Here is a 25224-nt window from a genome sequence, read left to right as displayed (position 1 = left end):
GGTCTGGCGCATCGTCCTTTCGGACGCACGGCGCTCTAAAGATAGGGCGAAGCGAGCCAAAGGACACGCTCCACAAAACGGACAACGAATGGCCGCGCATTCAGTTCGCTCAGCCGGACGGGTATTGCGGTCGCCCGTGCATCGCGGATGCGCTCCCCGATCATCGTGGCGAACGGCTCGTCCATGACCTCGAGGTCGATCTCGAAGTTCAGCCGCAACGAACGCGGATCGAGGTTGGAAGAGCCGATATAGGTCCAGCATTCGTCGATCACCAAAAGCTTGGAATGATTGAAAGCCCCCGTCGCCCGCCAGATACGGCAATAATTCTGCAGCATCTGGTCGAATTGCGCCGTCATCGCCCGGTCCACAAGCACCAGATTGTTGCTTTTCGGCACGATGATATCGACCACCACCCCCCGCCTCGCCGCGGTTATGAGCGCCGAAATAAGCTCCCGATCGGGGAGAAAATAGGGCGACATGATGAGAATGGAGGAACGGGCGACGGAAAAGGCACCCATCAGCATCTTGTGACTGGTCTCGATGCTCTTGTCCGGTCCAGAGGAGCAAACGCGGGCGACGATCTCAGAGCCCGGTACGCCGTCGGGAATGGCAATATCCCAGACCGGCGCGTCCAGAACTTCCCCCGTCGTGAAGCGCCAGTCTTCCGCGGCGATGGAGAAAAAATCGGAGACGACCGGCCCGGTAATCTTGAAATGCGTGTCGTGCGACTGTTTTTCGCCGCCGAATTCCAGGGTGAAGCCCTCGCGGATATTCATGCCGCCGCTGAACGCGATGCGCCCGTCCACCACCAGGATCTTGCGGTGGGTACGCAGATTGGCATAGGGCAGCCGCAGCCCCATGATGACATTGCCGTTGAAGACATCAGCGACGATGTCCTTTTCTCTCAACGTCGGCAGGATGCTCGGCACCGAATAACGAGCGCCCACAGCATCGATGAGCACCCTCACCTCCACGCCGCGCAGCTTCGCCCTTTCCAGCGCTGCGACGAAACGCGCGCCGATCCGGTCATTGTCGAAAATATATGTTTCGAGAATGATCGACCGCTTCGCTTCACCGATCGCTTCCAGCATGGCGGTATAGGCGACATCACCGGTCACCAGCGGCTCTATGCCGTTGCCGGTCGTCAGCGCATGGCGTGTCACCCGGTCTCCCAGCGTCTTCATCGCTTCGAAACGGCGGCCGAAACGCGTGGCGATCATGTCGTTGCTGGCATCAAGGCGCGCCACGCGATCCATGATCTCGTCCAGCATGAAGGAGCGCTGCTGCGTGATGTTCGACCGGCGAATGCGATTGATGCCGGCAATCGCATAAATCACCGCACCGACGATGGGTGACAGCACGATGACGCCCACCCAGCCGAGCGCCGAGCGGACTTCTTCCTTCGTCATCGTGGCATGCACGGCCGCCACGGTTCCCATCAAGATGGAAAGGACGGCAAGTATATGGGGCCAATAGGCGATGACGAGGTCGAGCATGATGCAACTATAGGGCATCGGGCCGAAAAGTGTAACGCGGTTTTCGGAGAAGCGGACGCGTAAACAAAAAGATAGGCAATTCACCGGTCCCGCCGTGATGACCCGGCGGGCGGACGCGAGGGCAAGCGGCGCGTGCGCTTCCCGCCCACGCTTTTGCGGGACAGACCCTTGCGGGATTAACGGTGGAAACCGGCCTTGCGATATGTCATGAGAGCGCATCTTGATCTGTGGGCAGTGGCAACGCGGGGTGCACTTGCGGGCTTTCTGCGACGTTGGAAAGCAAGAAGGCCGTGATGCAGGAAAATACCCAAGGCGCCGTCATCGTCATTTCCAGCCACGTCATGCGTGGCTCCGTCGGCAACCGCGCTGCCGTTTTCGCGCTGGAGACGCTCGGTTATCCCGTCTGGGCTGTGCCCACCATCGTCATGCCCTGGCATCCCGGCCACGGCCCCTCGACGCGGATGCGCTTTCAGGATGACGATTTCGACAAGGCGATGACCGACCTCGAAAACGCCAAATGGGTCGGCGAGGTCAAGGCCGTTCTGACCGGTTATTTCGGCAGCGCCGCACAGGTACGCTCCGTCGCAAGGCTGATCCGCAATCTCAAGGAAAAGAACCCGGCGCTCGTTTATGCCTGTGACCCGGTCATGGGCGATCTGGGCGGGCTCTACATTCCCCTCGAGACCGCCGAAGCCATCCGCGATCACCTCATCCCGCTTGCCACCGTCGCGACACCGAACCGTTACGAACTGGCATGGATGAGCGGCGCCGAGCTTGAAACCAACAACGCCATCATGGATGCCGCGCTCGCACTCGGTCCGCCGAAAATGCTGGTCACTTCGGCCGTGCCGATGATGACGGGCGGCACCGGCAATCTTTACCTCAGCGGCCGCCATGCGCTGCTTGCCGAACACCGCGCCATCGAAAATGCGCCGAACGGCCTCGGCGACCTGATGTCGGCGCTGTTCCTCGCCCGCCTGCTGGAGGGGCTGGACGATGAAAAGGCGTTGCAACTGGCGACCGCCAGCGTGTTCGAAATTCTGGCCCGCACCAAAAAACGCGACATGAACGAACTGACGCTGGAGACGGACTCCTCAAGCCTCTCCACACCCATGGCCATGGTGCAGATGCGTCATCTCTTGCATCCTTCGCGCAGCAAGCGCAAATAGCGGCTAGAGCATTTCCACGAAAAGTGGCCCCCGGTTTTCCGTCCGGAAATGCGGCAAACAAGGAGTTGGAGCGGTTTCGCGGTTCGAAGAAAAGCGAAAATGCTCTAGAGGATTGGTCTTCAACGCACCGAGTTCTTCTCTTGATCTTGGTCCAACCATAACGGTACTGCGATAGATGAAAGATTTTCCGGAAACCCTTCTCAACGGCTACAAGAACTTCATGAGCGGCCGCTATGCCGACGAGCGCGACAGATACCGTGTTCTGGCAGATACCGGACAGAAACCGCAGACGCTGTTCATTGCCTGTTGTGACTCCCGTTCGGCGCCGGAAACCATTTTCGACTGCGGACCGGGAGAGCTTTTCGTCGTCCGCAACGTTGCCAACATGGTGCCGCCCTTCGAGCCCGACGGCCAGTATCACGCCACGTCGGCGGCCATCGAATATGCCATGCAGGTTCTGAAGGTGAAGGATATCGTCGTCATGGGACATGGCCGCTGCGGCGGCATTCAGGCAGCACTCGATCCCAATCTCGAGCCGCTGTCGCCGGGCGATTTCATCGGCAAATGGATGAACATGGTCAAGTCCGCGGCCGAACAGATCCAGAGCAATGACGTCATGACCGCCTCTGAGCGTCAGACAGCGCTGGAGCGCGTTTCGATCCGCAATTCCATCGCCAATCTGCGTGGCTTCCCCTTCGTCAAGGCGCAGGAAACCGCCGGAAAGGTCAAGCTGCACGGCGCATGGTTCGATATTTCGACCGGCGAATTGTGGGTGATGGACAGCAAAACGGGCGACTTCCGCCGCCCGGACCTGTGATTGAAGCGGTAGTTGCTGAAAAGCCGCCCGTCGCCTTATCCGCATTCCGTCACCCCGGACTTGATCCGGGGTCCAGCGCGATCAAATCCTTGATCGCGGGAGAGTCCTTTCACGGCGCAGACGCGCCGTGGCTGGATGCCGGATCAAGTCCGGCATGACGAAAGTGAAATTTTGGTTCGTAGAAAACAGCCTTATTGGCCGTCGATCGCCTTGCCGATGAAGGCGATGGCCTGCTGGTAGACGCTTGCGGCGTTCCAGCCCTGGATGGCGGCATAATTCGCCTGACCCTGCTGATAACCCGCGCCGCGCTGCCAGCCGTGGCCGACGAGGAAGTTGGCGGTGGAGGCCAGCGCATCGGCGCGCGAACCTACGAGATCGATGCGGCCGTCACGGTCGAAATCGACGCCGTAGCGCACGACGTTCAAGGGCAGGAACTGCGTCTGACCGATTTCACCATGGGCAGCGCCCTTGGCGTTGACGTTCAGCGAACCGCTGCCGACGAGCTTCAGCGCCGCATAAAGCTGCTCGGTGAAATAATCCGAGCGGCGGCAGTCGAAGGCGAGCGTGGAGACGGCGGAAAGCGTGTGCTGCTTGCCCATGAAGCTGCCAAAACCGGTTTCCATGCCCCAGATGGCGAGAAGCGGACCGGCCGGCACGCCATAGGCTTTCTCGATCGAGGCGAAGAGGGAGGCATTGTTCTTCTTCATGGCCTTGCCGCGCGAAATGATCGTCTGACCGCCGCGCTTCTGCATGAACTGTTCGAAAGACAGCTTGAAGCTGTGCTGGCCACGGTCGGCGCTGATGGTCGCCCGGTTGTAGGAGACGCCGGAGAAAGCGCGGTCGAGCACCGAAGCGCTGACGCCGCGGCCCGCCGCTTCCTGCTTGAAGGTGCCGACCCAGGCCTCGAAGCCTGCCGAAGTGTTGCCGCATTGCGCAGCCATAACCGGCGTCGCTGCCAAAACCGAGACCATGGCCACACCAGCCAGAATTGCCTTCATTGCCCGCATCAAAATCTGCCTTTGATATCCTTTGGGGAATTCATCCCGAGACCCAAACCGTAAATACTGTATGATTCAGGTGCCAAATTGTTATTTGGCGGCCTAAATTGCCTTTCGGCAGCAAGGCCTGCAAATAAACTGGCCGTGATCTCGCCAATTATAAAACCCGCCTGCCCCACACAGAACAGACGGGTTATACTTAACGAACCTTAAAAAATCGTATCGTGGATCAGGCAGCCGCCTTGCGGGGCTTGATGAAACCACGATTGATCAGCAGTTCGGCGATCTGGACGGCGTTGAGGGCAGCACCCTTGCGCAGATTGTCGGAAACCACCCAGAGGTTGAGGCCGTTTTCGACCGTCGCATCTTCGCGGATACGCGAGATATAGGTCGCGTCTTCGCCAGCGGATTCAACCGGGGTGATGTAACCGCCGTTTTCGCGCTTGTCGATGACGAGGCAACCCGGTGCTTCGCGCAGGATGTCCCGTGCCTGATCGGCAGTGATCTCGTTTTCGAACTCGATATTGACCGATTCCGAATGGCCGATGAAGACGGGAACGCGGACAGCCGTGCAGGTGACCTTGATCTTCGGATCAAGCATCTTCTTGGTTTCGGCCAGAACCTTCCACTCTTCCTTGGTGTAACCGTCTTCCATGAAGACGTCGATGTGCGGAATGACGTTGAAGGCGATGCGCTTGGTGAACTTCTTGGCTTCGACCGGATCGGCCACGAAGACGGCGCGGGTCTGCTGGAACAGCTCGTCCATGCCTTCCTTGCCGGCACCGGAAACGGACTGGTAGGTGGAGACGACAACGCGCTTGATCTTGGCGAAGTCATGCAGCGGCTTCAGCGCGACGACGAGCTGTGCCGTGGAGCAATTGGGGTTGGCAATGATGTTCTTCTTGGTGAAGCCGGCAACCGCATCGGCATTGACTTCCGGAACGATCAGCGGAACGTCCTGATCGTAACGCCATGCCGACGAGTTGTCGATGACGACACAGCCCTGCTGGCCGATCTTCGGCGACCACTTCTTGGACACATCGCCGCCGGCCGACATCAGGCAGATATCCGTATCGGAAAAATCGTAGTTTTCGAGGTTCGAAACCTTCAGCGTGCGATCGCCATAGGAGACTTCCGTGCCCTGGGAGCGGGCGGAAGCGAGCGGCACGACTTCATCGGCGGGAAAACCGCGTTCGGCCAGGATATTGAGCATTTCGCGACCGACGTTGCCGGTGGCGCCTGCAATTGCAACTTTGAAACCCATGATCAAGCTCTCTTTCTGTCTCTCCTCTTTTTGGTGAGGTGGGGAACCCGCACAGATCGCGGCTTCCTCGATCCCCGGCCAAACCGGGGAGAGAGCGGTGGCCAGAGACGTCAGACGGTTTTAATCGTCGTTTTGGCCGTAATTCGGATAGAATAAGAAAGGCGCGGATCATCGCCGGCCAAATGTGCCGGTCCTTCCATGACGAACATGTCTGCAACATGCATGCGCAAGGTGATGCTCCTTCTTCGCGAGAAGCTATTAGAAGGTTTCTCGTTTCTGTCAAGGAAAAAGGCGCAGCCTGCCGGTGCCCTGCGATCCGCCCCGCGACATTTTCGGGACGCCTTTCATTAGACTAAAGTCATAATCCGAAAGCATCGCTCTTATTGGGGTTAATTTTCTGTCACTCTGACACTCCGCGCATTGCAGCCGCAAGGTGAGTCCGGAGGAGAGAGATGGGCTCCGCAATGCGCCAATTGGGACATCTGTGGAGGACAGACAATGGCAGATATTGCAGCCGTGAGCGGCGCCGCCCGTCCAATGACGGGTGAAGAGAAGAAGGTGATTTTCGCCTCTTCTCTCGGAACAGTCTTCGAATGGTACGATTTTTATCTGTACGGCTCGCTCGCGATCTATATCGGCGCGAACTTTTTCAGCCAGTATCCGGAAACGACACGCAACATCTTTGCGTTGCTGGCCTTCGCCGCCGGCTTCCTCGTGCGGCCCTTCGGCGCGCTGGTATTCGGCCGCCTGGGCGACATTGTCGGCCGTAAATATACCTTTCTCATCACGATCCTCATCATGGGCGTTTCGACCTTCCTCGTCGGCGTCCTGCCCAGTGCATCGCAAATCGGCATTGCCGCTCCGATCATCCTGATCGCGCTGCGCATGCTGCAGGGCCTGGCGCTCGGCGGTGAATATGGCGGTGCCGCAACTTACGTGGCCGAACACGCGCCGAACGGCCGCCGTGGCTATTACACCTCGTGGATCCAGACGACGGCGACGCTCGGCCTGTTCCTGTCTCTGGTGGTCATTCTCGGCGTGCAGTTCGCACTCGGCAAGGAAGCCTTCGCCGCCTGGGGCTGGCGCATTCCCTTCCTCGTTTCCGTTCTGCTGCTTGGCGTATCGGTCTGGATCCGTCTGAAAATGAACGAATCCCCCGCCTTCAAGAAGATGAAGGAAGAGGGCAAGACCTCCAAGGCCCCGCTCAGCGAAGCCTTCGGCCAGTGGAAAAACGCCAAGATCGCCCTGCTTGCGCTTGTCGGCGCCGTCATCGGCCAGGCCGTCGTCTGGTACACCGGCCAGTTCTACGCGCTGTTCTTCCTGCAGAGCATCCTGAAGGTCGACGGGCAATCGGCCAACATCATGGTCGCGGCGGCACTCATCCTCGGCACCAGCTTCTTCGTGATCTTCGGCTGGCTTTCCGACAAGATCGGCCGCAAGCCGATCATCATGGCCGGCCTCGTCCTCGCGATGCTGACCTACTTCCCGCTGTTCAAGGCACTGACATGGGCGGGCAACCCGGCGCTGGCCGAAGCCCAGTCCACCGTTCGCGCCACCGTGACCGCCGCCCCCGGCGACTGCAAGTTCCAGTTCAACCCGACGGGTACGGCAAAGTTCACCACGTCGTGCGATATCGCTACCTCGTTCCTGACGCGCAATTCCGTGCCCTATGACGTGGTTGCGGGAGCCGCCGGCGAGCCGGCCAGCGTCAAGATCGGTGACGCCACCATCGCCAGCTACGACGCGATCGCAGCCGGTGCGGATGCGGGTGCCAAGGACAAGGCCTTCCAGAAGCAGGTCAACATCGCCCTGCATGACGGCGGTTACCCGCTGGTGCGCGGCGCGGCGCAGGTGCCGGACGCGAAACTGGACGCCTTCATTGCCGCAAACCCGGAACTTGGCCTCAATGCCGATGCGGTTCGCGCCACCGACAAGAAGATGGTTGCGACCGACAAGCTGGTAGCAGACAAGCTGCTGACCGCAACCGAGACCGGCGGTGCGCCAGAAATGGCCGTCTACACCATTGCCGGTGGTGGTGCCTTCTCCATGGTGGCCGATCCGGCTGCGGTGAACTGGGTCGTCATCATTGCGGTGCTGACCGTCCTCGTCATTTATGTGACGATGGTCTATGGCCCGATCGCGGCCCTTCTGGTCGAATTGTTCCCGACCCGCATCCGCTATTCCGGCATGTCGCTGCCATACCACATCGGCAACGGCTGGTTCGGCGGCCTTCTGCCCGCCACCGCCTTTGCGATGAGCGCGGCGAAGGGCGATATCTACTACGGCCTCTGGTATCCGATCATCTTTGCAGGCATCACGCTGGTCGTCGGCCTGCTGTTCCTGCCGGAAACCAAGGATCGCGACATCCACACCATGGATTGAGCGAAAAGCACCGAAACAACCACCCGGCGCCACGGCGCCGGGTTTTTTATTGCCGCCGTACCGCCACCGCCCGAAATGGCCTTTTCCCGCCTGTCAATCCGCCGCAGGTAGAAAAACAGCAATAACAAGACAAAAACGCCCGAAATGGGCTATGACGGCTTATCAGGACGGGAAATGGGAGAGCAGTTTTGAGAATCGGAACGCCTAAGGAATTATATGAGGGCGAAGCGCGCGTGGGCATGACGCCCGACAGCGCGCAAGCACTGCAGAAACTCGGATATGATTGCGTGATCGAGGCCGGCGCCGGCAAGGCCGCCGGTTTTTCCGACGACGCCTATCGCAAGGCCGGCGTCACCGTGGTCGACACCGCCGAGGCGCTCTACACCGGTTCCGACATCATCGCCAAGGTTCGCCCACCGGAAACATCGGAGATTGATCGCCTGTCTTCGGACAAGACGCTGATCTCGTTCTTTTACCCCGCCCAGAACAAGGACCTTCTGGAGCAGGCGAAGGAAAAGGGCGCCAACGTCATCGCCATGGACATGGTGCCGCGCATTTCCCGCGCCCAGAAGATGGATGCCCTGTCCTCCATGGCCAATATCGCCGGTTATCGCGCGGTGATCGAGGCCGGCAATAATTTCGGCCGCTTCTTCACCGGTCAGGTCACCGCCGCCGGCAAGGTGCCGCCCGCCAAGGTTCTGGTGATCGGTGCCGGCGTTGCCGGTCTTGCCGCCATCGGCACCGCCACCTCGCTCGGCGCCATCACCTATGCCTTCGACGTTCGTCCGGAAGTGGCCGAACAGATCGAAAGCATGGGCGCCGAATTCGTCTATCTCGATTTCGCCGATCAGCAGCAGGATGGTGCGGCAACAGGCGGTTATGCCGCTCCCTCCTCTCCGGAATTCCGCGAGAAGCAGCTCGAGAAGTTCCGCGAACTGGCGCCTCAGATCGATATCGTCATCACCACGGCGCTCATTCCGGGCCGCGACGCCCCGAAACTGTGGCTCGCCGATATGGTGGCGATGATGAAGCCGGGTTCGGTCATCATCGACCTCGCAGCCGAACGCGGTGGCAATTGCGACCTCACGGTTCCCGACCAGCGTGTGGTTTCCGACAATGGCGTCATCGTCATCGGCTACACGGATTTCCCGAGCCGCATGGCAACGCAGGCCTCGACGCTCTACGCCACCAATATCCGTCACATGATGACCGACTTGACGCCCGCCAAGGATGGCAAGCCGGTTCACAACATGGAAGACGACGTTATCCGCGGCTCGACCGTCACCTATCAGGGCGAGATCACCTTCCCGCCGCCACCGCCAAAAATCCAGGCGATTGCCGCGCAGAAGCCGAAAGAAAAGGCGAAAGAGCTTACGCCCGAGGAAAAACACGCCAAGGAACGGGCCGAGTTCAGGGCGCAGACCAAGAGCCAGGTCGGGCTGCTCGCCGCCGGCACGGCGGTGCTGCTGCTCGTCGGCCTTTATGCGCCTGCAAGCTTCATGAGCCATTTCATCGTCTTCGTGCTCGCCTGCTTCGTCGGCTTCCAGGTCATCTGGAATGTTAGCCATTCGCTGCACACGCCGCTTATGGCGGTAACGAACGCGATTTCCGGCATCGTCATCATCGGCGCGCTGCTGCAGATCGGTTCCGGCAACTGGCTGGTGGTGATCCTTGCCTCGCTTTCCGTCCTGATCGCGACGATCAACATCGTCGGCGGTTTCCTCGTGACACGGCGCATGCTCGCCATGTTCCAGAAGTCCTGAGCGTGCGGGGATTTAAATAAATGACCATTGGTATCGTTTCCGCGGCCTATGTCGCCGCAGCCGTTCTTTTCATCCTTTCCCTCGGCGGCCTTTCCGGACAGGAAAGCGCCAAGCGCGCCGTCTGGTACGGCATCGTCGGCATGGGCCTCGCCATCGTCGCCACCGTTTTCGGCCCTGAAATCAGCAAGGGCGTCGGGCAATGGCTCGTCGTGCTCCTGATGCTGGCAGGTGGCTCGGTTCTCGGTTATTTCGTCGCAAGCCGCGTGCAGATGACCGAAATGCCGCAGCTTGTGGCAGCCCTTCACTCCTTCGTCGGTCTTGCCGCCGTCTTCATCGGCTTCAATGCCCATATCGAGGAAGCGCATGTCGCCTCACTGGATGAGGCGGCGCGTTCGTTGCTGACCGGCTTTTCCGCGATCCTCGCCCACAAGACGCCGGTCGAACTGGCGATCATGAAGGTTGAGGTCTTCCTCGGCGTCTTCATCGGCGCGGTCACCTTCACCGGCTCCGTCGTCGCCTTCGGCAAGCTTGCCGGCAAGGTGGACGGCAAGGCGAAGAAACTGCCCGGCGGACATCTGCTCAATGCCAGCGCTGCGATCCTGTCGCTCGTGCTGCTCATCATGTATTGCAACGGCGCCGGCGCATGGACCCTCGTCCTGATGACGCTTGCCGCCTTCTTCATCGGTTACCACCTGATCATGGGCATCGGCGGCGCCGACATGCCTGTCGTCGTTTCGATGCTGAACAGCTATTCCGGCTGGGCGGCCGCCGCCATCGGCTTCACGCTCGGCAACGATCTCTTGATCGTCACCGGCGCACTGGTCGGCTCCTCGGGTGCGATCCTCTCCTACATCATGTGCAAGGCGATGAACCGCTCCTTCGTCTCCGTCATCCTCGGCGGCTTCGGCGGCACGACGGGCCCGGCGATGGAAATCGAGGGTGAGCAGGTGGCGATCGACGCCGAAGGCGTGGCCGCAGCGCTGAACGACGCCGACAGCGTCATCATCGTTCCGGGCTACGGCATGGCGGTGGCGCAGGCGCAGGCCGCGGTTTCCGAACTGACCCGCAAGCTGCGCGCCGACGGCAAGACCGTGCGTTTCGCCATCCACCCGGTGGCAGGCCGTCTTCCCGGCCACATGAACGTGCTGCTCGCCGAAGCCAAGGTGCCCTACGACATCGTGCTGGAAATGGACGAAATCAACGACGATTTCCCCAATACCGACGTCGTCATCGTCATCGGCTCCAACGACATCGTCAACCCGGCTGCCCAGGACGATCCGAACTCGCCGATCGCCGGCATGCCGGTGCTGGAAGTGTGGAAGTCGAAGCTCGTCATCGTCTCCAAGCGCGGCCAGGGCACGGGTTATTCCGGTATCGAGAACCCGCTGTTCTACAAGGACAATACGCGCATGTTCTATGGCGATGCGAAGAAGTCGATCAACGATCTTCTACCGCTGATCAAGTAATGAAAAGGGCGTTTCCGGGAGACCGGGAACGCCCTTTTTTGACCCCGGAACAAGTCCGGGGTGAGGCGGCGCGGATGCTACGCCCCCGCAACCCGGAACCGTCCTGCGGGACTTCGCGGATAGACCGCCCTCAAAGCACCCGATAACGCCGATTAAAATACATCAGCGCCTCATCGCCCGCATTGATCTTTGTATCAACAACCTCGCAGATGAGGATGTCATGCGTGCCGCCATCATGGGCTTCGCGGATGCGGCAATCGAAGGAGACGAGCGCATCTTCCAGAACCGGGGCGCCGGTTTCGAGCACGCCCCAGCTGCCGGCGGCAAAACGTTCCTCCGCCGGGGTCTTGCCGCCGAAGAGCGTGCTCAGCACCTCGTGATGAGCGGCGAGCGTGTTGACGCAGACGACGCCATTGGCCTTCACCACCTTGTAAGTGGAAGAATTGCGGTTGAGGCAGATGAGAAGTGTGGGCGGATTGTCGGAAACGCTGCAAACGGCCGTCGCGGCAAAACCGGTGCGGCCTGCCGCACCATTGGTGGTGACGATGTTGACCGCCGCACCGAGCCGCGCCATGGCGTTTCTATAATCGAGGCTGCGTTGCTCAGCAGTCTTCGTCTCCATTTCCACTTCCTTTTCAAGAGACATCCTCTGCATCTAACCCATCCTTCCTTAACAGGCCATCAAGCCAGCACACAGGCGTCTTCAAAGGCAAGACGCGGCAGACGGCCGAAGAGCTTCGAGGGATCGCCATAACCGAGATTGATCAGGAAATTGGATTTCCACGTCGTGCCGGCAAAAAACGCCGCATCCACCTTGGCCTTGTCGAAACCGGACATGGCGCCGGTATCCAGCCCGAGCGAGCGGGCTGCGAGGATGAGATAACCCGCCTGCAGCGTGGCATTGCGGAAGGCCGTTTCCTCGGCCACGGCCGGGCTGGAAGTGAACCACGAACGGGCATCGGCATGCGGAAACAGTTCCGGCAGTTTCTCGTAAAATTCGCGGTCGATGGCGGCGATCACCGTGACGGGGGCTGCCATGGTCTTTTCAAGATTGCCCGAAGAAAGCGCCGGCCTCAGTTTTTCTTTCGCTTCCGGGCTGCGCACGAAGACGAAACGCGCGGGCGAACAATTGGCCGAGGTCGGACCCATCTTCGTCAGATCGTAAAGCGCTCTCAGCGTCTCGTCACCGACCGGCTTGTCAGCCCAGCCATTATGGGTGCGTGCTGCGGTGAAAAGTGCTGCAAGTGCCTTGTCGTCGAGTGCTGTCGTCATTGTCCTAAAAATCCTGTCAGAATGTTTGCTGGGCCGGCAGCAGAAACTGCAAAAGCCGTTTGTTGAAAAGCTGGGGCTCAGTGATGTTGACCGCATGCGCCCCGAAATCGAGAAGACAGAGCTCGCCCTGCCGCAGGCCATCCGCCAGCCGCAGCGAGCGGGTGTAGGGCACCAGCAGATCGTCCTTCGTCGCCACCACCAGCGCCGGGTTGCCGACCTCACCAAGTCGGGCGTCCACATCGAAGGCCCTCAGCGCCGCGATGCGGCGGAGCACATTCGCCTTGCCCTGAAAATGCGCGACCCCATGGGCATCGTCCCGCGCCAGCCGCTCCTGATGTTGCGACATCCAGGCGGCCGGATAGAGAAACAGCGGCTGGGCCTTGACGAAGGCCTCGACGCCGGATTTTTCCAGAAGCTCGATCCGCACGTCGAAGCAGCGCCCCGAATGCGGATCGGCCTTGCTCCATGCATTGATGAGCACCAGCCGGTCGATGAGACCGGGCCGCCGCAGCGCGATATCGAGGCCGATCAGACCGCCAAGCGCATGACCCATGAAGTGGAATTTTTCGAGGTTCAGGGCCGAGACGATTTCCAGCACATCATCCGCCATCGCCGATATGCCGCCATCTTCCGGCACTTCGCCGCCCGTCCTGCCGGTTCCGCGATGGTCATAGGTGATCACGCGGAAATCACGGGAAAGGGCTTCGATTTGCGGCACCCAATAGGCACCCGATCCGCCCAGCCCCGAAGACAAAAGGATGGTGGGCGCCTCGGCATCGGTGCGGCCATGAACCTCGAAATGCATCATCTGCCGTCTCGTCTATTTGCCGATATGGGCGACGGTGGCGATTTCCACCAGCGCGTCGGGCTTCACGAGGCCGCACTGGATGCAATACCGCGCCGGCTTGTCGCCGGGGAAATATTCGGCATAGACCGTGTTCACGGCCTGGTAATTCGCCCAGTCGGTGATGAAGATATGGTTCATCGTCACGTCTTCCATCGTGCCGCCGGCGGTTTCGATGACGGACTTGATGGTTTCCAGAACATGGCGGGTTTGCGCGCTCGCATCACCCACATGCACGACATTATTGTCCTTGTCGAAGGGCAGCGTGCCGGACACATAAACCACGCCATCGGCAAGGGTTCCCGGCGAAAAGGGTGCGATGGGTTTGCTGGTACCGGCAGGCACGACGATCTTTTTCGGCATTTCGTTCTCCTCTTTGTGGTTGGATATCAAGCGCTGACGGGTGCGGCCTGCGAAATGACGCCGCAGAAATCGTTGACGGTGGCGACCCAGCCGAAAAACTTCTCGACATTGTAGACCGTCGCCTGCTGGATATAGTCCGGACCCAGATGATGCGTGGCATCCTCCAGCATCACCCCGAAATATTCGAGATGGAAGGCATCACGCAGCGAGCTTTCGACGCAGACATTCGTGGCGATGCCGACGAAGACCAGATTGCGGATGCCTCGGGCGCGCAGCACGCTGTCCATATTGGTGTTGAAGAAACCGCTGTAGCGCGTCTTCGGCACCAGAATATCGCCGGGCTGCGGCTGCAGTTCATCGACAATGGCATAATCCCATGTGCCCTTGGCCAGCAGCTGGCCCTGCAGTTCCGGCCTTTTGCGCATGGTTTTCAGGGCATTGGACTTGTGCCAGTTGGGCGAGCCCGGCCCGCCCGCCTCGACATAATCCTTGTCCCAGCCATTCTGGAAATAAATGACCTGAACGCCCGCCGCCCGTGCGGCATCCAGCGTCTTCTTGATGTTGGCGATGGTGCCCTTGGCCCCCGATATATCGAAACCGGCAAGATCGACATATCCGCCTTCGGTCGAATAGGCATTCTGCATGTCAACCACGACAACGGCGGTCTCGCTGGGTTTCAGGGTGATCGGCTCCGGCCTTGCGGGAAGCGTGACACTTTCCGAACGGTTCTCCGGCCCCTTGTAACCCGCCACGACGGCTTCACTCATTCCGCTGCCTCCAGTGCCGCCTGAACATGCGCCCGGCTCTTCATCAGCGGCTGCACATATTTGCCGAATTTTTCGACGCCCTCGAGGAAATCGTCAAAGGTCAGCATCACGCCACCCGTTCCCGGCACTTCGCTCATCTCGTCCAGCATCGCCGCCACTTCTTCATAGGAGCCGATCAGCGTTCCCATGTTGATGTTGACCGCCGAGACGGGATTGGACATGTGCCGGACATTGGTGTCCGAACCGGACTTGGTGTCGACCGCGCTTTGCAGACCGAGCCACTTGATCGCGTCTTCATCCGCACCCGCCTTGTAGTGCTCCCATTTCGCCCAGGCATCTTCGGATTTTTCCTCGGCAAGCACCATCGTCAGCACGACGGATTTCACCTCGCGGCCGGTCTTTTCCGTCGCCGCCAGCAGTCGCTCATTGGTGGGAGCAAAGGCCTTCGGCGTATTGACGCCGACACCGAAGCAGAAGCTGTAATCGGCAAATTTGGCCGAGAACGCCATGCCGGAATTGGAGGAACCGGCGCAGATGAGTTTCACATCGCCCTGCGGCACCGGCTTCATGCGGCAATCCTCCATCTTGAAGAACTTGCCATTGAAATCCGATTGCCCGTCCGTCAGCAGTTCCTTGAGGACGGTGGTGTATTCACCGAGATATTCGTAACGGTCGCCGAAATAATCGTCGCCCGGCCAGAGCCCCATCTGGCTATATTCCGGACGCTGCCAGCCGGTTATCAGGTTGATGCCGAAACGGCCGCCGGAAATGGAATCGATCGTCGTCGCCATGCGCGCGACGATCGCCGGCGGCATGACCAAAGTGGCGGCGGTGCCGAACAGCTTGATCTTGGAGGTGACGGCGGCAAGCCCCGCCATCAGGGTGAAGGATTCCAGATTATAATCCCAAAATTCAGTCTTGCCGCCAAAACCGCGCAGCTTGATCATCGACAGCGCGAAGTCGAAACCATATTGCTCCGCCTTCAGCGTGATCGCCTTGTTCAGGTCAAAGCTCGGCTTGTATTGCGGCGCGTTTTCGGAAAGAAGCCACCCATTGTTCCCGATCGGGATAAAAACACCAACTTCCATTTTGCTGTTCCCTTTTTAGCGTCAGGTGTCTCCTGACTTGACAAAAGAGTAGCAGGTTCTGTGCCAGACCAAATAAAATAATTTTATCAAATGGATAAAATTTTGGGTCGTGAGGGAGCTTTGACCAAAAGATAAAAAATTTATCATTTGGTCAAAATATTTGCCTGTTTATTCGGCAGAAATAAAAGGAAAAGTCGATCCTTCGATTGCCTTGAATTTTGGGACGGAAGAGCCCCGACTTTTTTGCCGTCATCCTCGGGCTTGACCCGAGGATCCATAACCCACTGAAACCAATGGATCCTCGGGTCAAGCCCGAGGATGACGTCGCGTATGGAGCGCTGTCGACGGCATGCCAAGAACAAGGGGGCTTCCCGCGATCAAGCTATGCCAAAAACTCAACCCAGCCGCTGCTGCGCATAGGCGTGAACCGCCCGGAAAGCGGCCTCAGCACCGGCGACGACGCGCTCTTCCTCTTCGACCGTCAGCGAAATTTCATCAAGCGCAGCGGTAAATGTGCGCCAGTGCAGGCCGCGACCTTCGGGAGCGCCGGCCAGATGGCGCGCGCCGAATTCTTCGCCAAGACCGAGCTTCGCCGCGTCCTTCAGCAGGAAGGCCGCGCCGAGATTGGAGCCTTCGACCACGTAAAGCCAGCCCATGGCCTCCGGCAGATCGAAAGGCGTCTCGGCAGTAAAACGCGGCTCAGCCGTTTCGGGAACAGCAAGACCGAGATCGGAAAGATCCTGCTCGATCAGGGAAAGACGGCGGCGGCCCTTGAGGTCGGGCAGCAGGCCATCAAGCGTTGCATTGGAGAAAAAGGCATCAAGATCGCGATGGAAAAGATATTGCGTTTCGACAAATTTGCCGAAGTTCTCGCGGCTCTCGAACGGCTTCGATGCCATGATGAAACTATCGAGATCGCCATGCGCACCGCGTGTCGCCGCTTTCAGGCGCTTGACGCGGCTCTGCTCGATTTCTGCTACAGGCGCTGCCGGCTCCGCAATGGTCATGATGATGGTCCCTTATCCCTCTATTCAGACTGCCTGATAAAAATCTTTACTCCAACAGTCAAATTTTATTTTCGCATTTTTCCTTCCCCTGCCGAGGCGACTGTCATCGTCTCGCACCGTGATAAATCCATGTCCATGCGGACCGACCCGATCATTCCTTGCCGGCGCTTACAAACACGTGCCCCCACCCGCCTCCGAAGCAAATCCCTTCATCTCCATCTTCCGAACAATCATATTGCAATTAGCTCTTTACAACTAACATGTCAGTATGCCATCAATCTGCCGTCACCTTGGAGGAGCATCTTAATTGACCCAGAAATTCGGCCTTTCGGCAGCCCTGACGACCCCTTTCAAAACGGACGGAACGGTCGATATCGATGCCATGATCGCCCATGCCCGCCGCTGCCTTGCAAATGGTTGCGACAGCGTGACACTGTTCGGTACGACGGGTGAAGGCTGCTCCGTCGGCAGCCGCGAACGGCAGGCAATCCTCTCCAGCTTCATCGCAGCAGGCATTGCGCCGTCGCACATCGTCACCGGCGTTCTCGTTGATTCCATCGAGGATGCGGCAGACCAGTCGGCTGAGGCTCTGAAAGCCGGCGCCCGCAATATTCTGCTCGCCCCGCCCTCCTATTTCAAGAATGTCAGCGATGACGGCCTGTTTGCCTGGTTCTCGGCGGTCTTTTCGAAGATCGGCAAGGATGCACGCGACATCCTCGTCTACAACATTCCCTCCGTGACCATGGTAACACTCTCCGTCGAGCTGGTGGGACGGCTTAAGGCGGCGTTTCCGGGCATCGTCACCGGCGTCAAGGATTCCTCCGGCAACTGGAGCCATACCGAGCGCCTGCTGAAGGAACATGGCGACCTTGCCATCCTGATCGGCGATGAGCGTGATCTCGCCAGGGGCGTTCGCCTCGGCGGTCAGGGTGCCATCTCCGGCGTCGCCAATTTCCTGACGCAGGAAGTGCGCGCCATGGCCGTTGACGGCAAGGACGACCCACGCATCGTCGATCTTGTTGTGGAACTTCTGAAATTCCCGGTTACGCCCGCCGTCAAGGTGCTGGTATCACACACGACAGGGGAAGCTATCTGGTCGGATGTGCGCGCGCCGCTCGTCGCGATTTCACCGGAAGGACGGCGGCAGATAGAAGGCGCATTTGACGCGCTGTTTCGCAGGCAGGCCGCCTGAACAAAGCTGAAAGGTTGAGCATGGACGATACCGGCGAACAGACATTGCGGGAACGGGCGTATGAGAGCTTTACGCATCACCTTCTCTCGCGTGACGTTCGTCCGGGGCAATTCATCTCGCAGCGCCGGCTCGTGGAACTGACGGGACTGCCGCTCGGCGCAATCCGGGAGGCAATTCCGCGGCTGGAGGCGGAAGGCCTGATCAAGACCGTGCCGCAGCGGGGATTGCAGGTCGCCCATATCGACATCAACCTTATCCGCGAAGCATTCCAGTTCCGTATCTTCCTTGAAAAGGAAGCCGTGGCGCTGTTCACACGCTCGGCTTCCGATGAGGCCATCGCGAAGCTTTTGAAACAGCACCGCGATATTGCTGAGGCAGCGGAAAATGGCGGGGAATCGCCGGAGCTGGATCAGCATGCGCAGCAGGTGGACTGGGGCATGCACGATGCCTTCATCGATAGTCTTGGCAATTCGATCATCTCGAATGCCTACCGCGTCAATTCCATCAAGATGCGCCTCATCAACCAGGAGCGCTTTCGCATCGCCGGCCATGTGAAGTCGGTGATGAAGGAACATCTCGCCGTTCTCGAAGCCATCGAGAGGCGATCCGTGGAAGACGCCGTGGAACGGCTGACCGCCCATATCCGCAACGCAAGGGACAGGGCGCTGGCGGTGTAAGGCAACTCTGGCGAGGACCAAAGAGGGTCTGCGCTGGACTTGCAGGAAATAAGCAACAAGCCGGGGTGAGGAGAATTTCCGGCTAACTGGAGGAGAACTGATATGACGCATTCATTGCTCAACCCCACGCGTCGCGCCTTTCTGGCAGGCACGGCCGCGATTGGCGGCAGCGCGGTGCTCGGCATTCGCCCTGCATCGGCGGCGGTGAACTGGAAAAAACACGCCGGCACGACGCTCGAAGTCAACCTCGTCAAAAGCCCGCGCAGCGAAACGCTGATCAAATATCTCGGCGAATTCGAAGAGCTGACCGGCATCAAGGTCAATGCCGAGGCAACGCCTGAACAGCAGCAGCGCCAGAAAGTTGTGATCGAGCTTTCGTCCGGCAAGCCGAGCTTCGACGTCGTGCATCTGAGCTATCACGTGCAGAAGCGCCAGTTTGAAAAGGGCAAGTGGCTCGCCGATATCAGCGGCTTCCTGAAGGACCCGTCGCTCACCGATCCGTCGCTCGTCGAAAAGGACTTCGCCGAAGCCGGCATGCTGTTTGCCAAGGATAGCGACGGCGTGTTGCGTTCGCTGCCCTTCTCGGTGGATTACTGGATCGTCTACTGGAACAAGGAACTCTTCGAAGCCAAGGGCCTGAAATACCCCGAAACCTTCGAGGAACTGGTGACGGCGGCGGAAAAGATCACCGATCCCTCCACCAACACTTACGGTTTCGTCGCGCGCGGCCTGAAAAATGCCAATACTCCCGTCTGGACCTCGCTGATGCTGGGTTATGGCGCAAAACCGATCGGCGCGGACGGCAAGGTCAACACCGAATCCAAGGAAGCGGTGGAAGCGGCAGCGCTTTATCAGCGCCTGATGACCAAGGCCGCCCCTCCCGGCGTCTCCGGCTTCAACTGGGCTGAAGCGCAGTCGGCCTTCCTGCAGGGCAAGATCGGCATGTGGTTCGATGGCGTCGGTTTTGCGCCGCCGATCGAGAACCCGGAAAAATCCCGCGTGGTCGGCAAGGTCGGTTACGGCGTCATCCCGAAGGGCCCGGCAACCCAGGCCGCCGGCACTTTTGGTGATGGCCTCGGCGTCGTCGAAGCCAGCAGCAAGAAGGAAGCCGCTTACCTCTTCTGCCAATGGGCGATCTCCCATGAAATGGGTGCGCGTCTGCTGCAGGCCGGCGCCGGCGTCCCGTTCCGCCAGTCCATTCTCGAGGACCAGAAGGTCCGCGAAGGCGTGACGATGCCGGCCGCCTGGCTGGATGCAGTTGTCGGTTCCGGCAAGGTCTCGCAGCTTGCCCTGCCGGTCATCATTCCGGTGACGGAGTTCCGCGACATTTACGGTGTCGGCCTCACCAACATGATCGGCGGCGCCGATCCGGCAGCAGAACTGAAAAAGGCAACGGAACAATTCGCACCCGTTCTGGCACGTAGCGAGGGATAATGGCCTCCGTGAGCATCGAAAACACCAAGACAGGCGCAAGCCGCAGAGAAGGGAGCAGGCCGGCAAGGCTTGCTCCCAACTACTGGCCTTTCGTCATACCGGCACTTGTCGTCATTTCAGCCGTGATCGTTTTTCCGTGGGTGTTCACCCTCTGGATGAGCGCCCATCGCTGGACGCTCGGGCAAGAGCAGAGCTTCATCGGCTTCGAGAATTATATAAGGCTCGCAAGCGATTTCAGATTCTGGGAATCGCTGTGGCACACGCTCGTCTATACCGTGCTGTCGGTCGTCGCCCCGCTCATCCTCGGAACATTGGCGGCGCTGGTTTTCGATGCGCAGTTTCCGCTGCGCGGTTTTCTGCGCGGCGTCTTCGTCATGCCGATGATGGCGACCCCGGTCGCCATCGCGCTCGTCTGGACCATGATGTTCCACCCGCAGCTTGGCGTCCTGAACTATCTGCTTTCCCTGATCGGCATCGGGCCGTTGGAATGGATCTACAACCAGTCCACCGTCATTCCCTCGCTGGTGCTGGTGGAAACCTGGCAGTGGACGCCGCTCGTCATGCTGATCGTGCTCGGCGGTCTCGCCGCCGTGCCGCGCGAACCCTATGAAAGTGCTGAAATCGACGGCGCCAATGCCTGGCAGAAGTTCCGTTACCTGACCATGCCGATGATTGCGCCGTTCCTGATGATCGCCGTCATCATCCGCTCCATCGATGCCGTCAAAAGCTTCGACATCATCTATGCGATGACCCAGGGCGGACCCGGCACCGCGTCGGAAACCATCAACATCTACCTCTATAATACGGCATTTTCCTATTACGACATCGGTTACGGCTCGGCCATGGCCGTCGTCTTCTTCATCATCATCGTGGCGCTCTCCTTTGTGCTTCTGATGGTGCGCCAGCGCTCGCAATGGAACGAGATGGAGGAACACTGATGTCCGCAAAGATCCTGAAACGCAAAAATCTCGACCGCATCGGCCTGTTCTTCGTGGCGCTGGTCATGATCTCGCCGGTCATCCTGTTCTTCATCTGGATGATCTCGCTGTCGCTGAAATATGAAATCGACAACGGCGCCTATCCGCCGATCCTGATCCCCGAACGGTTCGCCTGGTCGAACTATGTGAAGGTGTTCGAGGAGAATAACTTCTTCCTCTATTTCTGGAATTCGGTCCTCGTCACCGGTGCCGCCACCATTCTGGCGCTGGTGATCGGCGTGCCGGCCGGTTACGGCATCGCCCGGCTGAAGGCGGAAAAATCCGCCGTCGTTATCATGATCGCCCGCATGACGCCCGGCCTCTCCTTCCTCATTCCGCTGTTCCTGCTGTTCCAATGGCTGAACCTCTTGGGCACGCTCTGGCCGCAGATCATTATCCATCTTGTGGTCACGGTACCGATCGTCGTCTGGATCATGATCGGTTATTTCGAGACCACCCCGAAGGAACTGGAAGAGGCGGCAAGCATCGATGGCGCATCCTCCTGGCAGGTGTTCCGGCTGGTGGCGCTGCCGATTGCCAAGCCCGGCATCGTCGTCTCCTTCATCCTTGCGGTCATCTTCTCGTGGAACAACTTCGTCTTCGGCATCGTGCTGGCCAGCCGTGAAACACGCACCCTGCCGGTCGCGGTCTACAACATGCTGTCCTTCGAGCAGGTCAGCTGGGGTCCGCTTGCCGCGGCTGCGCTCATCGTCACGCTGCCGGTGCTGCTGCTCACCATGTTCGCACAGAAACAGATCGTGGCGGGCCTGACCGCCGGCGCCGTCAAGGGCGGCTGAACCAACCAATTAGGGCAGTCCATGCCCTTACTCTTTTAACGCAATTCCGGACGCAAAACCGCGACGCACTTTTGCTGGAATTGCTCGTAACGGGAACCTGCACATGGCACCGGTCAATATTCAAAACGTCCAGAAGCGCTTCGGCGCAGTCAACATCATCCACGGCATTGATATCGACATCAAGGATGGCGAATTCGTCGTGCTCGTCGGCCCATCCGGCTGCGGCAAATCCACCCTGCTGCGCATGATTGCGGGGCTTGAGGAGCTGAGCGACGGCGAAATCCACATCGGCTCGCGCGAAGTCAGCAACCTGCCTGCCCGCGACCGCGATATCGCCATGGTCTTCCAGAACTACGCCCTTTATCCGCACATGACGGTGAAGGACAATATGGGCTTCGCGCTGAAGCTGAAGAAGGTGAGCGCCGAGGAAACCAAGGCCAAGGTGGACAGGGCCGCCGCCATTCTGGGACTGGAAAAGCTGCTGGACCGTTATCCGCGCCAGCTTTCCGGCGGCCAGCGCCAGCGTGTCGCCATGGGCCGCGCTCTGGTGCGCGATCCGCAGGTCTTCCTGTTCGACGAGCCGCTCTCCAACCTCGACGCCAAGCTGCGCGTGCAGATGCGCGGCGAGATCAAGGCCATGCACCAGCGCATCGGCACCACCACCATTTACGTCACCCACGATCAGGTGGAAGCCATGACCATGGCCGACAAGATCGTGGTGCTGCATGACGGCGTCATCGAACAGATCGGCGCGCCGCTCGAGCTTTACGACAATCCTGCCAATCTTTTCGTTGCCGGTTTCATCGGTTCGCCCGCCATGAATTTCATTCGTGGCCGGGTGGAGGAAGGCGTGTTCCGCACCGCCAAGGGCCTCAACCTGCCGCTGCCCGCCCATGCCGATATCGGCAAGCTCGGCGGCCGCGACCTCGTCTACGGCGTGCGGCCGGAACATATCCGCGCTGCCGAGACCGGCATCGAAGGCCGGGTCGAACTGGTCGAAGGCACCGGCTCGGAAATCTACGCCAAGCTCAATTGCAAGGGTGACGACATCGCCTGCCTGTTCCGCGAGCGTCTCAACGTGCGCTTCGGCGATACGATCCACATTGCCATCGATCCGGCAACGGTGCATCTGTTCGACAAGGACAGCGGCAAGCGTCTCTAGAGCATTTCCAGAAAAAGTGGGCCCCGGTTTTCCGTCCGGAAACGCGGAAAACAATGAGTTAGAGCGCTTTGGCGAAGCCAGAACGCTCTAAGGGCGACAGGAGTGAACAGCATGGCAGGCAAACAGGATGGCAAACATGTGCTCTGCGTGGGGGCAGCCGTGCTCGACACCCTGTTTCGCGTGCACGACATGCCAAAGGGCGAAGGCAAGGTCCTGCCCTATGAAATGCTGCAGATCGCCGAGGGCATGGCCTCCAGCGCCGCCTATGCCATCCATCGCATGGGCGGCCGCGCCAGCCTGTGGGGTGCGGTGGGCGACGACGAGACCGGTGCCCGCATCCTTCGCGATCTCAGCGAAAGCGGCATAGATACGAGCGGCATGACGGTTGCGCCCGGCGCACGCTCAGCCCTGTCGACGATCATCATCGACGACCGGGGCGAACGGCTGATCGTGCCTTTTTACGATCATCGCCTGCATGAGAAAAAACGCGCCTGCACACCGGCGGATATTGCTCCCTTCGATGCGGTTCTGGTGGACGTACGCTGGCCGGAACTGGCGCTTGATGTGCTTGACGTGGCGCGTGCGCTTGGCAAACCCGCCATTCTGGATGGCGATGTTGCGCCGGTGGAAACGCTGGAGAAGCTTGCCCCTGCCGCGACCCATATCGTCTTTTCCGAACCCGCCGCCGCCCGGCTGACCGGGCTTGAAACGGTGAAAAACATGCTGCCGGTGCTGCATGCCCGTTATCCGCAAACCTTCATCGCCGTCACCGCCGGACCGGCGGGCTGCTGGTGGACGGAAGCGGGCGATCCCACGGTGCATTTCCAGACGACCATGCAGGTTAAGGCGGTGGATACGCTGGCAGCGGGCGATATCTTCCACGGCACCTTTGCGCTTGCGATGGCTGAAGGTATGCAAAGCCGCGCGGCCATCCGCCTCTCCTCCGTTGCCGCCGCACTCAAATGTACCGTCTTCGGCGGCCGCATCGGCGCACCGACGCGCGAAGAGACGGAAGACGCGATGCGGCAATGGCTGGAGCGTGAAGGCGAAGCGGCGCTACGCGCCTCCTGAGCGCCATTGCCCGCATAAAACTATTCCATTTTTGCGATGCCGTTTCCCGGCGAAGTAGTCTAACGTCAAGTCAGAGCAAAGCTTTTCGCAAGCCGCGCCTGTTCCACCTTGAGCCTTTATTCCGCAAAAGTGATCGCCCGATGCATCAGACGACCCGCCCGAGACTGCGCGATATCGGTTTCCGGCCCGGCCATTTCGAAACCGGCCCGCTCAACGCCATCACTGATGTCGAAGGCGTGACCATCGGCCATTCGACCGTCATCGAGGGCGAGACGATCCGTACCGGCGCAACAGCGATCCTGCCGCATGGCGGCAATCTCTTTCAGGACAAGGTGCCCGCCGCCTTCGCCGTCTATAACGGCTTCGGCAAATTTGCCGGCTCCACCCAGATCGAGGAACTCGGCGAACTCGAGACACCTGTTATCCTCACCAACACGCTGGCAACCGGCCGGGCCATAGAGGCGATCAACCGCCATACACTGGCGCAGCCGGGCAATGAGAAAGTCGTTTCGATCAACGCCGTCGTCGGCGAAACCAACGATTCCCGCCTGAACAACATCCGCGCCGGCCGCCCGACGGTCGATGAGATCTCGGCCGCGCTGCAAAATGCTGCCACAGGCCCGGTGGCCGAGGGCAGCGTTGGTGCCGGAGCCGGAACGGTCGCCTTCGGCATGAAGGGCGGCATCGGCACAGCCTCCCGCCGCGTCACCATTTCCGGTCAGACCTATACCATCGGCATTCTCGTCCAGTCCAATTACGGCGGCCATCTGCTGGTCTGCGGCAAGCCCTATGTCAGCCCTGACCATAAGGACAAGGACGGCTCGATCGTCATCATTGTCGCAACCGACGCGCCGCTCTCCTCCCGCAATCTCAAGCGCCTCGCGGCCAGAAGCTTCGGCGGGCTGGCACGCACGGGCGCAGCACTCAGCAACGGTTCCGGTGATTACGCACTGGCATTTTCCACCGATGAGCGTCTTCGCCGCACGCCCGCACGCCGCAAGGCGGTGGCAGAATACCCGGAGCTTTCCAACGATGCGATCTCGCCGCTCTTCGAAGCCGCGATAGAGGCAACCGAGGAGGCGATCCTCAATTCACTCTGCGCAGCCAATACGACATCGGGCTTTAATGCCGGCACCGGCAAGGCCTCCAAAGTCGAAGCCATTTCCATCGACACGCTTAAAACCCTTCTTTCAGCCTGATCTTCCAGACGGAGTTTTC

At 59.8% G+C, this 25224-nt stretch carries 23 protein-coding genes; 13 read left to right on the top strand and 10 right to left on the bottom strand.

All coding sequences use genetic code 11. From position 1 onward, the window contains the following. Positions 1-35: 35 nt before the first annotated feature. The gene (locus QD336_RS20800; protein ID WP_499172031.1) at positions 36-1496 is read right to left on the bottom strand and encodes a phospholipase D-like domain-containing protein; all 1461 of its coding nucleotides are present in this window, start codon (positions 1494-1496) and stop codon (positions 36-38) included. A gap of 293 nt (positions 1497-1789) precedes the next feature. On the opposite strand from QD336_RS20800, the gene pdxY reads away from it, so the two are divergent. Both pdxY and QD336_RS20790 read left to right on the top strand, forming a co-directional pair. After that, positions 1790-2665, top strand: coding sequence for a pyridoxal kinase PdxY (gene pdxY, locus QD336_RS20795; RefSeq protein WP_269340207.1), 876 nt, complete (start codon positions 1790-1792; stop codon positions 2663-2665). Between the two features lie 175 nt (positions 2666-2840). Beyond that, the gene (locus QD336_RS20790) at positions 2841-3482 is read left to right on the top strand and encodes a carbonic anhydrase (RefSeq protein WP_269340206.1); all 642 of its coding nucleotides are present in this window, start codon (positions 2841-2843) and stop codon (positions 3480-3482) included. Between the two features lie 191 nt (positions 3483-3673). On the opposite strand, the gene QD336_RS20785 is transcribed toward QD336_RS20790, so the two are convergent. Next, the gene (locus QD336_RS20785) at positions 3674-4489 is read right to left on the bottom strand and encodes a lytic murein transglycosylase (RefSeq protein WP_269340205.1); all 816 of its coding nucleotides are present in this window, start codon (positions 4487-4489) and stop codon (positions 3674-3676) included. A gap of 220 nt (positions 4490-4709) precedes the next feature. Next, complete coding sequence (locus QD336_RS20780) at positions 4710-5744, bottom strand: aspartate-semialdehyde dehydrogenase (RefSeq protein ID WP_003522626.1); 1035 nt, start codon at positions 5742-5744, stop codon at positions 4710-4712. Between the two features lie 498 nt (positions 5745-6242). On the opposite strand from QD336_RS20780, the gene QD336_RS20775 reads away from it, so the two are divergent. From QD336_RS20775 to QD336_RS20765, 3 genes are all read left to right on the top strand, one after another. Then, a complete protein-coding gene (locus QD336_RS20775; RefSeq protein WP_499172029.1) occupies positions 6243-8126 on the top strand; it encodes an MFS transporter in 1884 nt (627 codons plus the stop codon). A 188-nt stretch (positions 8127-8314) separates the two neighbouring features. Then, complete coding sequence (locus QD336_RS20770) at positions 8315-9889, top strand: Re/Si-specific NAD(P)(+) transhydrogenase subunit alpha (RefSeq protein WP_499172028.1); 1575 nt, start codon at positions 8315-8317, stop codon at positions 9887-9889. Between the two features lie 20 nt (positions 9890-9909). After that, on the top strand, positions 9910-11355 hold the full coding sequence (locus QD336_RS20765) for an NAD(P)(+) transhydrogenase (Re/Si-specific) subunit beta (protein WP_269340202.1): 1446 nt from the start codon (positions 9910-9912) through the stop codon (positions 11353-11355). A 130-nt stretch (positions 11356-11485) separates the two neighbouring features. Here QD336_RS20765 and rutF read toward each other — a convergent pair whose 3' ends face one another. The 7 genes from rutF to QD336_RS20730 form a co-directional block, all read right to left on the bottom strand. Continuing rightward, positions 11486-12010, bottom strand: a complete 525-nt coding sequence (rutF, locus tag QD336_RS20760; RefSeq protein ID WP_499172027.1) for an NADH-dependent FMN reductase RutF — start codon at positions 12008-12010, stop codon at positions 11486-11488. A gap of 26 nt (positions 12011-12036) precedes the next feature. Next, positions 12037-12627: a malonic semialdehyde reductase gene (locus QD336_RS20755; protein WP_269340200.1), complete on the bottom strand. Its 591-nt coding sequence runs from the start codon at positions 12625-12627 to the stop codon at positions 12037-12039. Positions 12628-12643: 16 nt separating this feature from the next. Next, positions 12644-13435, bottom strand: coding sequence for a pyrimidine utilization protein D (rutD, locus tag QD336_RS20750; protein ID WP_499172026.1), 792 nt, complete (start codon positions 13433-13435; stop codon positions 12644-12646). Between the two features lie 12 nt (positions 13436-13447). Further along, a complete protein-coding gene (gene rutC / locus QD336_RS20745; RefSeq protein ID WP_003492069.1) occupies positions 13448-13834 on the bottom strand; it encodes a pyrimidine utilization protein C in 387 nt (128 codons plus the stop codon). 26 nt (positions 13835-13860) lie between these two features. Then, the gene (rutB, locus tag QD336_RS20740; RefSeq protein WP_269340198.1) at positions 13861-14601 is read right to left on the bottom strand and encodes a pyrimidine utilization protein B; all 741 of its coding nucleotides are present in this window, start codon (positions 14599-14601) and stop codon (positions 13861-13863) included. After that, complete coding sequence (gene rutA, locus QD336_RS20735) at positions 14598-15689, bottom strand: pyrimidine utilization protein A (protein WP_269340197.1); 1092 nt, start codon at positions 15687-15689, stop codon at positions 14598-14600. The genes rutB and rutA overlap by 4 nt, the downstream gene beginning before the upstream one ends. A gap of 395 nt (positions 15690-16084) precedes the next feature. Then, entirely contained in the window at positions 16085-16696 is a 612-nt protein-coding gene (locus tag QD336_RS20730; RefSeq protein WP_499172025.1) for a biliverdin-producing heme oxygenase, read from the bottom strand. Between the two features lie 307 nt (positions 16697-17003). Between QD336_RS20730 and QD336_RS20725 the strand changes: the two genes are divergently transcribed. The 8 genes from QD336_RS20725 (at position 17004) to QD336_RS20690 (ending at position 25205) form a co-directional block, all read left to right on the top strand. Next, positions 17004-17888 carry a dihydrodipicolinate synthase family protein gene (locus tag QD336_RS20725; protein WP_269340195.1) on the top strand — a complete coding sequence of 295 codons (885 nt, stop codon included), beginning with the start codon at positions 17004-17006 and terminating at the stop codon, positions 17886-17888. 20 nt (positions 17889-17908) lie between these two features. Next, on the top strand, positions 17909-18565 hold the full coding sequence (locus QD336_RS20720; protein WP_499172024.1) for a GntR family transcriptional regulator: 657 nt from the start codon (positions 17909-17911) through the stop codon (positions 18563-18565). A gap of 102 nt (positions 18566-18667) precedes the next feature. After that, positions 18668-19999 carry an ABC transporter substrate-binding protein gene (locus QD336_RS20715; RefSeq protein WP_499172023.1) on the top strand — a complete coding sequence of 444 codons (1332 nt, stop codon included), beginning with the start codon at positions 18668-18670 and terminating at the stop codon, positions 19997-19999. After that, positions 19999-20937: a carbohydrate ABC transporter permease gene (locus QD336_RS20710; protein WP_499172022.1), complete on the top strand. Its 939-nt coding sequence runs from the start codon at positions 19999-20001 to the stop codon at positions 20935-20937. The genes QD336_RS20715 and QD336_RS20710 overlap by 1 nt, the downstream gene beginning before the upstream one ends. Positions 20938-20951: 14 nt before the next feature. Next, on the top strand, positions 20952-21773 hold the full coding sequence (locus tag QD336_RS20705; protein ID WP_170985890.1) for a carbohydrate ABC transporter permease: 822 nt from the start codon (positions 20952-20954) through the stop codon (positions 21771-21773). 103 nt (positions 21774-21876) lie between these two features. Continuing rightward, positions 21877-22935 (top strand): ABC transporter ATP-binding protein, encoded by a 1059-nt coding sequence (locus QD336_RS20700; protein ID WP_269340190.1) that lies wholly within the window; start codon positions 21877-21879, stop codon positions 22933-22935. Between the two features lie 111 nt (positions 22936-23046). Next, positions 23047-24006: a sugar kinase gene (locus QD336_RS20695; RefSeq protein ID WP_499172021.1), complete on the top strand. Its 960-nt coding sequence runs from the start codon at positions 23047-23049 to the stop codon at positions 24004-24006. Positions 24007-24146: 140 nt separating this feature from the next. Next, positions 24147-25205: a DmpA family aminopeptidase gene (locus QD336_RS20690; RefSeq protein WP_499172020.1), complete on the top strand. Its 1059-nt coding sequence runs from the start codon at positions 24147-24149 to the stop codon at positions 25203-25205. The last annotated feature ends 19 nt before the right edge of the window (positions 25206-25224 follow it).

It is taken from the genome of Rhizobium sp. BR 250 (assembly GCF_047445855.1).
Classification (GTDB): Bacteria; Pseudomonadota; Alphaproteobacteria; order Rhizobiales; family Rhizobiaceae; genus Agrobacterium; species Agrobacterium tumefaciens_I.
The sequence above is the reverse complement of the archived record's forward strand: the minus strand, read 5'-3'. Positions and strand labels throughout refer to the sequence as shown.

Coding starts and splice junctions, on each gene's coding strand:
- QD336_RS20800 (WP_499172031.1), bottom strand. CDS start 1,496: ATGCTCGACCTCGTCATCGCCTATTGGCCCCATATACTTGCCGTCCTT.
- pdxY (WP_269340207.1), top strand. CDS start 1,790: ATGCAGGAAAATACCCAAGGCGCCGTCATCGTCATTTCCAGCCACGTC.
- QD336_RS20790 (WP_269340206.1), top strand. CDS start 2,841: ATGAAAGATTTTCCGGAAACCCTTCTCAACGGCTACAAGAACTTCATG.
- QD336_RS20785 (WP_269340205.1), bottom strand. CDS start 4,489: ATGCGGGCAATGAAGGCAATTCTGGCTGGTGTGGCCATGGTCTCGGTT.
- QD336_RS20780 (WP_003522626.1), bottom strand. CDS start 5,744: ATGGGTTTCAAAGTTGCAATTGCAGGCGCCACCGGCAACGTCGGTCGC.
- QD336_RS20775 (WP_499172029.1), top strand. CDS start 6,243: ATGGCAGATATTGCAGCCGTGAGCGGCGCCGCCCGTCCAATGACGGGT.
- QD336_RS20765 (WP_269340202.1), top strand. CDS start 9,910: ATGACCATTGGTATCGTTTCCGCGGCCTATGTCGCCGCAGCCGTTCTT.
- rutF (WP_499172027.1), bottom strand. CDS start 12,010: ATGCAGAGGATGTCTCTTGAAAAGGAAGTGGAAATGGAGACGAAGACT.
- QD336_RS20755 (WP_269340200.1), bottom strand. CDS start 12,627: ATGACGACAGCACTCGACGACAAGGCACTTGCAGCACTTTTCACCGCA.
- rutD (WP_499172026.1), bottom strand. CDS start 13,435: ATGATGCATTTCGAGGTTCATGGCCGCACCGATGCCGAGGCGCCCACC.
- rutC (WP_003492069.1), bottom strand. CDS start 13,834: ATGCCGAAAAAGATCGTCGTGCCTGCCGGTACCAGCAAACCCATCGCA.
- rutB (WP_269340198.1), bottom strand. CDS start 14,601: ATGAGTGAAGCCGTCGTGGCGGGTTACAAGGGGCCGGAGAACCGTTCG.
- rutA (WP_269340197.1), bottom strand. CDS start 15,689: ATGGAAGTTGGTGTTTTTATCCCGATCGGGAACAATGGGTGGCTTCTT.
- QD336_RS20730 (WP_499172025.1), bottom strand. CDS start 16,696: ATGACCATTGCGGAGCCGGCAGCGCCTGTAGCAGAAATCGAGCAGAGC.
- QD336_RS20720 (WP_499172024.1), top strand. CDS start 17,909: ATGGACGATACCGGCGAACAGACATTGCGGGAACGGGCGTATGAGAGC.
- QD336_RS20715 (WP_499172023.1), top strand. CDS start 18,668: ATGACGCATTCATTGCTCAACCCCACGCGTCGCGCCTTTCTGGCAGGC.
- QD336_RS20710 (WP_499172022.1), top strand. CDS start 19,999: ATGGCCTCCGTGAGCATCGAAAACACCAAGACAGGCGCAAGCCGCAGA.
- QD336_RS20700 (WP_269340190.1), top strand. CDS start 21,877: ATGGCACCGGTCAATATTCAAAACGTCCAGAAGCGCTTCGGCGCAGTC.
- QD336_RS20695 (WP_499172021.1), top strand. CDS start 23,047: ATGGCAGGCAAACAGGATGGCAAACATGTGCTCTGCGTGGGGGCAGCC.
- QD336_RS20690 (WP_499172020.1), top strand. CDS start 24,147: ATGCATCAGACGACCCGCCCGAGACTGCGCGATATCGGTTTCCGGCCC.